10 protein-coding genes are annotated in these 13,093 nt (G+C 68.3%); 5 read left to right on the forward strand and 5 right to left on the reverse strand.

From position 1 onward, the window contains the following. Nucleotides 1–13: 13 nt before the first annotated feature. Nucleotides 14–1,189, reverse strand: coding sequence for an acyl-CoA dehydrogenase family protein (locus tag ACF8ML_RS24485; protein WP_392408217.1), 1,176 nt, complete (start codon nucleotides 1,187–1,189; stop codon nucleotides 14–16). Nucleotides 1,190–1,288: 99 nt separating this feature from the next. On the opposite strand from ACF8ML_RS24485, the gene ACF8ML_RS24490 reads away from it, so the two are divergent. Then, on the forward strand, nucleotides 1,289–2,113 hold the full coding sequence (locus ACF8ML_RS24490) for an IclR family transcriptional regulator (RefSeq protein WP_392408218.1): 825 nt from the start codon (nucleotides 1,289–1,291) through the stop codon (nucleotides 2,111–2,113). A 17-nt stretch (nucleotides 2,114–2,130) separates the two neighbouring features. Here ACF8ML_RS24490 and ACF8ML_RS24495 read toward each other — a convergent pair whose 3' ends face one another. Continuing rightward, the gene (locus ACF8ML_RS24495) at nucleotides 2,131–2,670 is read right to left on the reverse strand and encodes a hypothetical protein (protein WP_046238604.1); all 540 of its coding nucleotides are present in this window, start codon (nucleotides 2,668–2,670) and stop codon (nucleotides 2,131–2,133) included. A gap of 548 nt (nucleotides 2,671–3,218) precedes the next feature. Here ACF8ML_RS24495 and ACF8ML_RS24500 point away from each other — a divergent pair. The 4 genes from ACF8ML_RS24500 (at nucleotide 3,219) to ACF8ML_RS24515 (ending at nucleotide 9,062) form a co-directional block, all read left to right on the forward strand. Further along, nucleotides 3,219–4,751, forward strand: a complete 1,533-nt coding sequence (locus ACF8ML_RS24500) for a pseudouridine synthase (RefSeq protein WP_392408219.1) — start codon at nucleotides 3,219–3,221, stop codon at nucleotides 4,749–4,751. 212 nt (nucleotides 4,752–4,963) lie between these two features. Next, on the forward strand, nucleotides 4,964–5,461 hold the full coding sequence (locus ACF8ML_RS24505) for a sigma-70 family RNA polymerase sigma factor (protein WP_133074139.1): 498 nt from the start codon (nucleotides 4,964–4,966) through the stop codon (nucleotides 5,459–5,461). Then, entirely contained in the window at nucleotides 5,461–6,531 is a 1,071-nt protein-coding gene (locus tag ACF8ML_RS24510; RefSeq protein ID WP_392408220.1) for a FecR domain-containing protein, read from the forward strand. Before ACF8ML_RS24505 ends, ACF8ML_RS24510 begins: the two co-directional genes overlap by 1 nt. A gap of 119 nt (nucleotides 6,532–6,650) precedes the next feature. Beyond that, nucleotides 6,651–9,062, forward strand: coding sequence for a TonB-dependent receptor (locus tag ACF8ML_RS24515; RefSeq protein ID WP_154835893.1), 2,412 nt, complete (start codon nucleotides 6,651–6,653; stop codon nucleotides 9,060–9,062). A gap of 24 nt (nucleotides 9,063–9,086) precedes the next feature. Here ACF8ML_RS24515 and ACF8ML_RS24520 read toward each other — a convergent pair whose 3' ends face one another. The 3 genes from ACF8ML_RS24520 to aqpZ form a co-directional block, all read right to left on the reverse strand. After that, nucleotides 9,087–9,767 (reverse strand): Fe2+-dependent dioxygenase, encoded by a 681-nt coding sequence (locus ACF8ML_RS24520; protein WP_392408221.1) that lies wholly within the window; start codon nucleotides 9,765–9,767, stop codon nucleotides 9,087–9,089. A gap of 130 nt (nucleotides 9,768–9,897) precedes the next feature. Next, a complete protein-coding gene (locus ACF8ML_RS24525) occupies nucleotides 9,898–12,123 on the reverse strand; it encodes a TonB-dependent receptor (protein ID WP_392408222.1) in 2,226 nt (741 codons plus the stop codon). Nucleotides 12,124–12,361: 238 nt separating this feature from the next. Next, nucleotides 12,362–13,066, reverse strand: coding sequence for an aquaporin Z (gene aqpZ / locus ACF8ML_RS24530; protein ID WP_016446578.1), 705 nt, complete (start codon nucleotides 13,064–13,066; stop codon nucleotides 12,362–12,364). Nucleotides 13,067–13,093: the final 27 nt, after the last annotated feature.

The following is a 13,093-nucleotide window of genomic DNA, read 5'->3' on the forward strand; positions in this document are numbered from 1 at the left end:
GGGGCCTCCGGTGTCAGGCGCTCTCGCGCAGCATGAGCTTGGCGATGTTGAGCTGGTGGATCTGGCTGGTGCCTTCGTAGAGGCGGAACAGGCGCACGTCGCGGAAGTAGCGCTCGATGGGGCTGAAGTCGGCCACATAGCCCGCGCCGCCGAACATCTGCACGGCGCGGTCGGCCACGCGGCCGCACATCTCGGAGGCGAAGTACTTGCACATGGAGGCGGACAGCGCCACGTCCTCGCCCCGGTCGCGGGCGCGGGCGGCCTCCAGGATCATGGATTGGGCCGCGAAGATCTCGGTGCGGCTGTCGGCCAGCATGGCCTGCACCAGCTGGAAGTTCGCCACCGGCTGGCCGAACTGCTCGCGCTGGCGCACATGGGCCAGCGCCAGGTCCAGCATGCGGATCGCCGGCCCCGTGCACAGCGCGGCCAGGTGCAGGCGCTGCTTGTTGAGCACCTTCATCACGGTCTTGAAGCCCTGGCCCTCGCGTCCGCCGATGATCTGGTCCGCCGGCACGCGGCAGTCCTGGAAATGCACGTCGGACACGGGCGAGCCCGCCTGGCCCATCTTGCGATAGGGCTGGCCCGTCACCAGGCCCGGCGAGCGCTCCACGAAGAAGGCCGTCAGCCCCTCGCTGCCCGTGCTGCCTTCGCCGGTGCGGGCGATGACGGTGAACACATCGGCCAGCGGCGCATTGGTGATGAAGCGCTTGCTGCCGTTGAGCACATAGTGGTCGCCCTCGCGGCGGGCCGTAGTCTGGATGTTGCTCGCCTCCGAGCCCGCGTCCGGCTCGGTCAGCGCCAGGCAACCCGTGAGCTCGCCGCGCGCCATGCGCGGCAGCCAGCGCTGCTTTTGCGCCTCGGTGCCGTCGGCCACCAGGGCTTCGGAGCCAATGCCGGTGTTGGTGCCCACGCGGGCCCGCAGCGCCACCGAGGCCTGGGACAGCTCGAAGGCGCAGCGCACCAGTTCCTCGGTGCTCAGGCCCAGGCCGCCATGGGCCTGGGGAATGCTCCAGCCGAAATAGCCCTTGTCGCGCAGTTCCTGGACCACGGCGGGCGGGATCTCGTCATCGCGCTCGATCTGATCCTCCAGCGGATGCCAGCGGTGGCGCACGAAATGGCGGATGTCTGCAATCAACGCCTGCAGGCGGGCGTCGGCGGGCTGGGGGGTGAAGGTTGGGGCGTGGTTCATGGGCCGCACTGTAGGAAGCGCGGCCGGGAAGGCGGCAATGCTGTTTCAATTATTGAAACGCAGTTGCGGCCTTGTGGCCGCAGTCCGCACAATGGCGCCGTGCCCCACGCCCCCATTGCCCACCAACCCAGGGACTCGCAGGATGTCTGCCGCATCCGCGAGCAGGACCCGTATTTCGCGGGCACGCTGGCCAAGGGGCTGATGATCCTGCAGTGCTTCGTCAGCGACCCGCGCCCGCATGCCAACAGCGAGCTGGCCCGCCGCCTGGGCCTGCCGCGCCCCACCGTGTCCAGGCTGTGCCGCAGCCTGCAGACCATGGGCTACCTGGACCATGACGAGCGGCTGGACCGCTACTTCGTCGGCCCGGCCGCCGTCGCCCTGGGCTACCCCTATGTGATCAACACGCCGCTGCTGGGGCCTTTGCGCCTGCCCATGCAGGCCCTGGCCGACCGCGTGAAGGGGGCGGTATCGGTGGGCGTGGTCATGGACCTGGATGTGGTCTACCTGGATACCTGCGCCTGGGAAGGCGGCACGCTCAAGCGCCCCGGCGTGGGCGCGGTTCGCGGCGTGCTGGAAACGGCCATGGGCCGGGCAGGGCTTGCCCAGCTCGATGCCGGGGAACTGCAGCGCTTTCTGGAGCGCGTGCGCAGCCAGCGGCCCGAGGAATACGCGCGCTGCAGGGACAACGCCAGCGAAAGCCTGGCGCACTATGCCGCCCGGGGCTTCGCGGTCAACATGGGCGACTCCGGCCTGGGCGTGTGCGCAGTGGGCGCGGCCTCCCGCATCCGCTACGGGTCGCGCCGGCTGCTGTTCAACTGCGCCGTGCCGGGCCTGCGCATGCCGGCCCGCACGCTGATCCGGGATGTGGGCCCCCAGTTGGCGCAGTTGGTGGCCCTGTGCGACCGGCTGCCCGTGGACCGCTGATCTGCGGGCCTGGCGCTTCAGAAGGCGGCCAGCACGATGCCGATGGCCAGCAGCACGCCGAAGGAGATCCAGCCGTTCTTCTGGTCCAGGCCACCGATCTGGCGCAGCGCCTCTTCGCGCGCAGCGCCCACCAGGCCCCTCTGGTTGATCTGCTGTATGCGCGTGACCAGCCATTGCAGGTAGGTGCGCTTGACCGTGAACGAGATGGCCACCGCGATGCCGAGCACGCGCCCGGCGCCGCCCGTGCCGGGCATCAGCAGGTTGATGATCAACAGGGTGATGAAGGCCACCACGGCATAGGCGTAGACGCGGCGCGCAATGGCCCAGGATACGCCCATGAAGGGAATGGCCGTCCAGCAGGGACTGAGTGCGGCGAAAAATCCCTTTTTCCCGCTGACCATGCGCTCCCACAGCGGACGGTATTTGTCGGCATTCGGGCCGATGGCGGTCTCCATATCGGACCACTCGATTCCCGTCAAGTCCATTTTGGTGATGAGCAGCGCCTTGAATTGTTCTTTCAAGGGCATGGAATTCAATAGGTTGGGTGTATCGCTCATGGTTTTCCTTGTTGAATGAGGCGGGATTCCGGGCGTGATGGTCTGGATGCCGCAGCGGGCGCTGCGCGCAGGGCTGTTGTCTCGAAAGAGGGCCCCTGTCTCTGGACGGGCGCCATTCTATGGGGAGATACATGGGAAATGGCAAGCCCAATGGATTGGTTTGCAATGGAAAATGAATGAATGCGCTCGTGAGAAATACAGTTTTTTACATATTCAATGCCATGGGCTGTTATTTCCTCATTGGCCGGATGGCGAATTTTCGTGGCGAGTTGATTCAACCTGATCCATCTTTCATTGGGGATTCATATGAATATGCATATCGCGCCGGATGCAGCGAATGGGATGGGCCTGGGGGCCAGGTGCATTGCCATGGACGGGAATCGGGCTCGCACAACGGGTGTGCCGTCCTTCGTGCAGGCGCTTCGCTGCGGGGCCGCGCAGGGGGCCCGGCAGGCCGGGGCAGCGCGGGGCCGATAGCCGAGCGCAATGCCCGTATTGGCCGCAGGGCGCTGCCGCTGCAGGCCGTGCCGCGCGACAATGGCGGCCTAATGTCATCCCCTACTTCTTCCAAACCGTCCCGGCCCGGCGCCGACGAGGCGGCCGCGCCCTCCGCGCGCCCTGTGCTGCGCCGCCCCGAAAAGCCACAGGCCGAGCCGGCTGGCGATGCCCGCCGCCCCTCTGGTGGCGCAGGCAGATCTGCGGGCGCACGCGGCCCGCGCAACGACCGCAACGACCGCAACGACCGCAAAGACCGCAATGAACGCGGCGGGCGCAATGAACGCTACGAGCGCTCCGACCGCCGTGACGCAGGCCCTCGCGGCGATGCCCGTGATGCGGCGCCCCGCGGCGACGCCCGTGATCAGCGCCCGCGCAGCAGCGGTTTCGGCCGTGCCGAGGACCTGGACCGTTCCCAGCCGCGTGGCGACTGGCGTGGCCATGGCGGCGGCGAAAACCGTGCCCCGCGCGAGCAGCGCGATCCCCGTGATGCGCGTGACACGCGCCATGCGGGCGACATGCGCGACTCCCGTCCCCCGCGTCCGCCCCGCCCGGATGATCGCCGCGACCGGCCCTATGGCCAGCGCGACGAGCGTCCGCGTGATGGGCAACGTGACGGCCCCCGGGAGGGCGGCTTCCGTGATCGCCCCCGTGACGACGCCCGGGGTCCCCGCCGTGATGACGCCCGCGGCCCGCGCCGCGATGCGCCGGCCCAGGCCGAACCCGCCTACCGTCCGCTCAGCGGCATCCGCACCTACCGTCCCGCCGACGGTGGCGCCAGCCGCGAGATTCCCGTCAAGCGTGCCCCCGCGCCCGTGCAGGAGCAGGTTCCGGGCGCCGTGCGCATCAACAAGCGCCTGGCCGACATGGGCCTGTGCTCGCGCCGCGAGGCCGACGAGTGGGTGGACAAGGGCTGGGTCCGCGTCAACGGCGAACTCGCCGTCATGGGCCAGAACGTGGTGGCCGCCGACCGCATCACGGTCGAGCGCGAGGCACGTGACCGCCAGGACCAGCAGGTCACCATCCTGATCCACAAGCCCATGGGCTACGTCAGCGGACAGGCCGAGGATGGCCACGAGCCCGCCGTGGTCCTGGTCACTCCCCAGAACCACTGGAACCAGGACACCAGCCGCACGCGCTTCAACTTCGCGCAGCTCAAGGGCCTGGCGCCCTGCGGCCGGCTGGACATCGATTCCGTGGGCCTGCTGGTCATGACCCAGGATGGCCGCGTGGCGCGCCAGATCATTGGCGAAGACTCGGAGATGGACAAGGAGTACCTGGTACGCGTGACCTACGGCGACCGCGACATCGACGTGCAATCCGTGTTCCCGGCCGAGCAGCTGGCACGCCTGTGCCATGGCCTGTCGCTGGACGGCGAGGAACTCAAGCCCGCCAAGGTGGACTGGCAGAACCCCGAGCAGCTGCGCTTCGTGCTGACCGAAGGCAAGAAACGCCAGATCCGCCGCATGTGCGAACTGGTGGGCCTGCGCGTGGTGGGCCTCAAGCGCATCCGCATCGGCCGCGTGACGCTGGGCAATCTGCCTGTGGGCCAGTGGCGCTATCTGGGTGCACACGAAGGCTTTTAGCACCCCCTGAGCGGCTTGCGCCGCTTCCCCCTCTCTACCCGCTTCGCGGGGGAGGGGGACGACACCCTCGCGGCGGGGCGGCCCTTGCTTGGTGTCTCTGGTCTTGGGCCGCGCCGGTTTCAGTGAGCGCACAGCTCGTGTTTAGAATGCGAACCATTCTCAAACGAGCTTCAGCGCTGCGGCACGCCAGTCCGGGGCGCGTCCGTCTTTTCATGCGCGCACCGGCCGATCCTGTACACACCCTCTATGTCGAACACCACGGCTGGCTGCAAGGCTGGCTGCGCCACAGGCTGGGCAATGTGTTCGAGGCTTCCGATATCGCGCACGACACTTTCGTCAACGTGATCACCTCGGGCATGGCCGGCCGCATCGAGCAGCCGCGCCCCTTTCTGGCCACCGTGGCCCGCCATCTTGTGATCCGCCAGCACCGGCGCCGGCTGCTGGAGCGCGCCTATCTCGACACCCTGGCCCTGCTGCCGGCCGAGCTGGCTCCCTCGCCCGAGGAGCGGCTGATCGCGCTCGAATCACTGCAGGCCGTGGACCAGGCGCTGGACGCGCTGGCGCCCAAGGTGCGCGAGGCCTTCCTGCTGGCCAACCTCGAAGGCCTGAGCTATGCGGACATCGCCACGCGCCTGGGCGTGTCCATGACCAGCGTCAAGCGCTACCTGGCCCAGGGCTATGAGCGCTGCTTCGTGCTGGCGCTGTCCTGATGGCGCCGGTGCCTCCTTCCGATCCTCGGCGCCTGTCCAGCGCCACGCCGCTACCCGGCAGCAGTATCCAGGCGCCCCAGGCGCTGGGCCGGCCCTTGCCGGCCGGCGTGGCGCGGGCGGCTGCCGGCTGGTTTGCGCTGCTGCAATCGGGCCAGGCCTCGGCCGCCGACCGGGCGCGCTGGCAGCGCTGGCTCGATGAAGACGCCGACCATGGTCGCGCCTGGGCCCATCTGCAGGCCGTCACGGGCGCGCTGACGGGGCTCAATGCTGGTGGCGCGGGCTATCGCGGCCTGTCCGCCGCTCCCCGGGCTGCGCGGCGGCGCCTGCTGGGCCTGTTCGCGGGCCTGGGCACGGCGGCGGGCGCGGGCTGGCTGGCCAGCCGCACGCCGCAGTGGCAGCAGATGGCGGCCGACTACTCCACCGGCACGCAGCGCCGCCGCTGGAGCCTGCCCGACGGTACGGACATGCTGCTGGGCCCCGGCAGCGCCGTGGCCTTGCAGTTCGACGGCAGCGAGCGCCGGCTGCGCCTGCTGGCCGGCGAGGCGCTGTTCACCACCGGTCATCCCACAGGTGCGCTGGGCGATCTGCCCTTTGTGGTGGAGACCGCCCACGGCCGCGTGCGCGCCCTGGGCACGCGCTTCATGGTGCGCAGCAGCCAGGCAGGTGCGCGCGTGGCGGTGTTCGAGGGCGCCGTGGAGCTGCGCCCGGCCGGTACAGGCGCAACCGCACGGCGCCTGCAGGCGGGCGAGGCCATGGACTTCACGCGCACGGGCTGGGGCACGGTGCAGCCGGCCGGCCCTGCGGATGACGCCTGGAGCCGGGGCCAATTGTGGGTGGACAACCAGCGCCTGGACGACTTCCTGGCCGAGCTCAACCGCTACCGCCCCGGCTGGCTGCATGCCGATCCGGCCGTGGCCGGGCTGCGGTTCTCAGGCGTGTTCCCGCTAGACGAAGGCGGCATCGACGGCACGGACGCCGTGCTGGCCATGCTGCCCGGTGCGCTGCCCGTGCAACTGCGCTGGCGCACGCGCTGGTGGGTGGTGGTGGAGCCTGCGCAGGTGCGCGGCTGAGGCTTTTTTCTTCCTTTTCGCTTTTTTTGCGCCGGGTGTGACCCGATTTCCCGCGCCGCGCTTCCTTGTTTCCGAGAGCTTTGATTTTCGATATCGGAACACAGGGAGAACCCAGGACCATGCAACCCCTTTTCATGCCCCGCCCCGCGCTGGCGCTGGCCATCGCGCTCATGCCCGCCGCCGTTCTGGCCCAGGCCCAGCGCAGCTATGACGTCGCTGCCGGCCCGCTGGATGCCGCTTTGCGCAGCACGGCCGCCCAGGCCGGCGTGGCCCTGATCTTCACGGCCGAGCAGACGGCCGGACAGCGCAGCGCGGGCCTGCGCGGCAGCTATACGGTGGAGGCCGCCTTCGAGGCGCTGCTGGCCGGCACCGCCTGGCAGGCCGTGCGCCAGGCCGGCGGCGGCTATGCGCTGCGGCGCGTGGAGCAGGTGGCGCCCGTGGCGGCCGCCGGTGCCACGCTGGCCACGGTCAACGTGACGGCCGCTGCCGAGCGCAGCGCGGTCTCCGAAGGCACGGGCTCCTACGCCACGCGCCAGTCCAGCACGGCCACACGGCTGGGCCTGTCGCAGCGCGAGACGCCGCAGTCGGTCAGCGTGGTCACGCGCCAGTTGATGGACGACCAGGGCCTGACCAGCCTGCCGGAGGTGCTGGAGAAGACGCCCGGCATCACCGTGGGCCGCAACGACAGCGAGCGCACCACCTTCTACTCGCGCGGCTATGCCATCGAGAATTTCCAGTTCGACGGCGTGCCCAACACCATGGACTCGGCCAACCAGTACACGACCTCGCTGGCCGACAGCGCCATCTATGACCGCGTGGAGGTGGTCAAGGGCGCCACAGGCCTGCTCACGGGCGCGGGCTATCCGTCGGCCGTGGTCAATCTGGTGCGCAAGCGGCCCACCAAGACCTTCCAGGCCTCGGCCGAGGCGGCCATCGGCAGCCATGACCGGTTGCGCGGCGTGGGCGACATCTCCGCGCCGCTGACCGAAGACGGCCGCGTGCGCGCCCGCGTGGTGGCCGTGGCGCAGAACGCCAGGTCCCATGTGGACGACTACAGCCGCAACGTGCGCAGCCTGTACGGCATCATCGAGGCCGACCTGGGCCCGGGCACCGTGGCCAGCCTGGGCATTGACCACATGCAGACGCGCGCCGACGGGGCCAGCTTCGGCCACATCCCGCTGTTCTTCAAGGATGGCAGCCGCACGCACTTCCCCACCTCGCTCAACCCTGCGGCGCGCTGGTCGTACTGGGACAACGACAGCACCAACGTGTTTGCCGAACTCAAGCACAGCTTCGGCAATGGCTGGAAGATGGACCTGTCTGCCAGCCGGCTGCGCCAGTCGCGCGACGTGGAGGTCGGCGTGGCAGCCCATGGCATGGTGGACCCGGTCAGCGGCCTGGGCATCAACATGCTGTCCAACAAGATTCCCACCGATGCCACCACGCAGGCCGTGAATGCGGCGCTGTCCGGGCCGTTGCAGCTGTTCGGGCGCGAGCATGAGCTGTCGTTCGGCGCCAGCTGGTCGCGCCAGCGCCGCCATGCGCCCGGCTACAGCAATGCCTACGGCCCCGTGGGCAACTACTTCGAGTGGGACGGCCAGGTGCCCCGGCCCGATTTCCAGCTGCGCAACCACCGCATGACGCGCATCGTGGAAAAGGGTGTCTTCGGCGCCGCGCGCCTGCGGCCCACGGACGACCTGTCGGTGATCCTGGGTGCGCGCGTGAGCTGGTACGACATGCTGGACGACACCACGGGCCTGAACGGCAGCTACGTCGTGAACAACGCGCTGCGCGTGGCGCACAAGACCGTGCCCTATGCGGGCGTGGTGTATGACCTGAACCGCCAGCTGTCGCTGTACGCCAGCCAGACCGATATCTTCAATCCGCAGACCTACTACAAGGACGCTGCCGGCAGCCCGCTTCCGCCGCTCACGGGCCGCAGCCGCGAAGTGGGCGTCAAGGGCGAGTTCCTGGACGGCCGGCTCAACGCCTCGCTGGCGCTGTTCCACATCCAGCAGCGCAATGCCGCGCAGTACGTCAGCGCCAACCCGCAATCCGGGGAAGAGGTCTATGCGGCCATCGACGGCGTGACCAGCAAGGGCGTGGAGATGGAGGTGTCGGGCAGCATCACGCCGGCCTGGAACATCTACGGCGGCTACACCTACCGCACTTCGCGTGCGCCGGCCCAGCCCGACGTGATCCTCAGCGCGGTCAACACCAACCAGCCGCGCCACCTGTTCAAGCTCAGCACCAGCTACCGTCTCAACCCGCAGTGGACCGTGGGTGGGTCGCTGGCCTGGCAGAGCCTGACCTACTACCAGCAGTCCGCCGCTCCCTACGCGCGCGCCGACCAGCGTGCCTATGCGCTGGTGGGCCTGATGGCGCGCTACGACGTGGACCGCCAGTGGTCGGTGACGCTGAACGTCAACAACCTGTTCGACAAGACCTATATGCCGGGCCTGGGTTCCTATGGCACGGGTGTGTATGGCGATCCGCGCAATGTGCTGGTCACGGCCCGCTACAGGTTCTGATGCGGCTGCCTGGCGGCTGTGCCACTAGGCCTGCGACCACATCCGCAACAGGTTGTGGTACGTGCCGGACAGCGCGGATAGGGCGGGGTCGCCCGGGTGGCGCAGCGTCAACTGCTGGATCTGCTGGTCCAGGTCGAACAGGAGGCGGCGCTTCTCGTCCGAGGCCACGAGGCTGTGGGTCCAGAAGAAGCTGGCGTAGCGCGTGCCGCGCGTGACGGGGTTGACGCGGTGCAGGCTGGTGCCGGGGTAGACGATGGCGTCGCCTGCGGCCAGCTTCACGCTCTGGTGGCCGAAGGTGTCTTCCACGACCAGCTCGCCGCCTTCGTATTCATCGGGCTCGCTGAGGAATACGGTGGTGGAGACATCGCTGCGCACCTTGATGGCCGTGCCGGGGATGGTGAAGATGGCATTGTCTATGTGGTTGCCGTAGGTGCCGCCGCCTTCGTAGCGGTTGAAGCGCGGCGGCAGCACCTTCAGCGGCAGCGTGGCCGACATGAACAGCGCGCTGGCCCCCAGCCTGTCGAGGATGAGGTTGCCTATCGCCTGGCCGGCCTGGCTGTCCAGCGGCAGCTGCAGGTTGGCCTTGACCTGGGCCGCCAGGGGGCCGGCCGTGGCGCGGCCGTCCTGCCACGGGGCCAGCGCCAGCGCCTGGCGGCACTGGCGCACTTCGTCGGGGCTGAGCAGGGCGGGTATGCGGAGCATCATGGCAGGCGGTCCTCAGGGGCGGAATCAATGAGTGTCCCGCAAAGCCCCGCAGGCGGCGATGGCCTGCGGGGCTTTGCGGTGATCTGCGCAGCGTCAAGCCGCTGCGCGTTCGCCCGGGGCGATCAGCAGATCAGTACGTCCACTTGAGCGAGGCCACGGCCGAGCGGCCTGCCGCCATGGTCGCGTAGTGGGGCGAACGCACGCCGCTGTAGTAGACCTTGTCGCCCAGGTTGTACAGGTTCAGCTGCACGGTCAGGTTGCGGTCGATCTGGTAGGCCACCATGGCGTCGTAGCGCGCATAGCCGCTGGCGCCCTTGGTGACGATGCCGCCATCCACGGTGGAGCGGATGTAGCTCTGGTTCACGCTGCTCTGGGCATAGATGCCCAGGCCCACGGTCAGCTTGGCCATGGGCTTGTAGCTGGTCCACAGGCTGAAGCTGTGCTTGGGCGTGTTGGGGAAGGGCTGGCCGTTGGCCACGTTGCCTGCGCCTGCGTTCTTCTGCTCGCTGTCCATGTAGGTGTAGCCGCCGAAGACGCTCAGGCCCGGCAGCACGCTGCCCGTGAAGCCCAGCTCCACGCCGTTGACCACCTTGTTGCCGCCCATGTAGGTGACGCCGTTTTCGGTGATGCGCGCATTGGTCACGTCGTTGCGGAACAGCGCGGCGGTCAGCGCCAGGCGCTTTTCCATCAGGTCCCACTTGGTGCCCAGCTCGAGCGAGCGGGTCTTCTCGGGCGCCAGGTTGGCCAGCTGGTCGGTGGAGATGCCCAGGTCCTCGTTGCCGTTGCCCAGCATGGAGCCGCCGGGGCGCGAGGAGGTGCCGAGGCTGGCGTAGATGCTGCCGTTGGTGGCCGGCTTGTAGACCAGGCCCAGCTGGTAGTTGAAAAGCGTGTCCGAGCGGCTCAGGTCATAGGCCGGCGTGTTGCGGCCGGCGGGGCCGGAGGCGCTGAGCTTGTAGTGGTCCATGCGCAGGCCGGCGTTGAGCAGCCACCGGTCGTTGAACTTGAGCGTGTCGAAACCGTACAGCGCCACGGTGTCGATCTTGTTGTGGCTGGGGTCGCCCAGGGTCACGGGCAGGTTCCACTGCGGGCTGCTGTCCGGGTTGTTCAGCGAGGCGCACCACAGGCTGGCGGCCGTGCACGTGGTGTTGGTGGTCTGCAGCGCGGCGGTGCGGGACTCGGCCTTTTCCTTGGACAGCTCCAGGCCGAAGGCGTAGCTGTGGCCCACGCTGCCGGTCTGTGCCTTGCCCGTGAATTCCGACAGGTTCTGCAGCGTCTTGATGTCGGCCACGCGTGCATTGCCACGGCGGAACACATAGCCATTGACGACATTGCCCTTGCTGTCGTCGGGCTGGGTCCACAGGTAGTCCTGTTCGGTCTTGCTGTAGCGCAGGCTGTTGCGGAACTTGTTCGTGTCGGTGAACTTGTGCTCGACGGTGGCCGTGAACAGGTCGCTCTTTTCCTTTTCGTAGTCGCGGCTGGTCAGGCCGTACCAGTTGTCGCGGTTGCTGCCGTAGGTGGGACGCACCACGCTGCCGCCGGGCAGGCCGGCGGCCGCCGTGCTGGTGTACAGGTAGGGCACGCCGCCATCGGGAATGTTGTCGGTCTGCAGGTGCTGCCAGGACAGCGAGACCTCGGTGGGCGTGCCCATGCCGAAGGTCACTGTGGGGGCGATGCCCCAGCGCTTGTTCTCGGGGCCGCTGCGGCCGGGAACGTCGGCGTCGTGCACCATGGCGTTCAGGCGCAGGCCCACGCCTTCGCCCAGCACGCGGTTGGCGTCGATGGTGGCGCGCCGGTAGCTGTCCGTGCCCAGGCCCACGTCGCCGCTGATGAAGTTCTCGTTCCTGGCCTTCTTGGTCACCAGGTTGATGGAGCCGCCAGCGCCGCCGCGGCCGGCATAGGCCGAATCGGCACCCTTGATGACCTCCACCGATTCCAGGTTGAACACTTCGCGCGTACCGGCCGCGATGTCGCGCATGCCGTCCACGAAGGTGCTGGCCTGGGCATCCATGCCGCGGATGAAGGGCTGGTCACCCGAGGGGTTGCCGCCTTCGCCGTTGCCGAAGGTGATGCCGGGCGTGGACCGCAGGGCTTCCTGCAGGCTGGTCGCGCCGGTCTGCTTGATGATTTCCTCGTTGATGACCTGCACCGTCTTGGGCGTGTCCACCAGCGGGGCCGTGAACTTGGCCGAGGAGGCGTTGTCGGTCTTGACGGGCGCTTCGGTCGAAGACGTCACGTTCACGGTGCCCAGCGTGGTGCTGGCCTGCGCAAAGGCCGGGGTGCCAGCAAGGCACAGGGCAGCGGCAAGGGCCAGCTGGGTGAGGTTCGCGGGGGGGAGGATTTGTTGGATTTTGCTCATGTTCACTCCGATGAAAGCCCGCGGATTGTTATTGCGAATCACTAGTGTTCGGTTTCTGCTTCGTAAAGTTGGCCTGTTTGCCCTGGGTAAAAGTCCTTCGCGTTGCCGCCATGCAACAAACGAAAACCGTGTTTCACCACAGGTCCAATGAAAACGCGGCTGCTGCCGGACGAAAAAAAGCGGCTGTCGCCAGCCGCCGGGGTTTGCTGCGGGGCGCCTGCTGCGCCTGTGCCTGGCCTTACTCGTCGGCCGGATTGGACAGCAGGGCCTTGTAGATCACGGCGCCGATCAGCGCGCCCACGATGGGGGCCACCCAGAACAGCCACAGTTGCGAGACGGCGATCTCGGGACCGAACAGGGCCGGGCCCGTGCTGCGCGCGGGATTGACCGAGGTGTTGGTCACGGGAATCGAGATCAGGTGGATCAGCGTCAGGCACAGGCCGATGGCCAGCCCGCCAAAGCCGGCTGCCGCGCGCTTGGCCGTGGCGCCCAGGATGACCAGGATGAAGAAGGCCGTCATCACCACCTCGGTGACCAGGGCAGCCGTCATGCCGTAGCCGCCCGGCGAATGCGTGCCGAAGCCGTTGGTGGCAAAGCCGCCGATGTCGGCACCGGCCTTGCCCGTGGCGATCACGTAGAGAATGCCTGCGCCCGTGATGGCGCCCAGCACCTGGGACACGACGTAGCCCGGCAGCTCGCTCCAGGCAAAGCGCCCGCCCATGGCCAGGCCCACGGAGACGGCAGGGTTGAAGTGCCCGCCCGAGATGGGGCCGAAGGCATAGGCGCCGGTGACCACCGTCAGGCCGAAGGCCAGCGAGACGCCGACCAGGCCGATGCCCACCTGCGGGAAGGCGGCGGCCAGCACGGCCGCACCGCAGCCGCCCAGGGTCAGCCACAGGGTTCCGAGGAATTCTGCGGACCATTTTTGAACAGAGCTGTGCATGGGAAATCTCCTGAAACAGGCCCGCCG

The sequence above is a fragment of the Delftia sp. WSY_10 genome (genome assembly GCF_043104705.1).
GTDB classification, from domain to species: domain Bacteria; phylum Pseudomonadota; class Gammaproteobacteria; order Burkholderiales; family Burkholderiaceae_C; genus Comamonas; species Comamonas tsuruhatensis.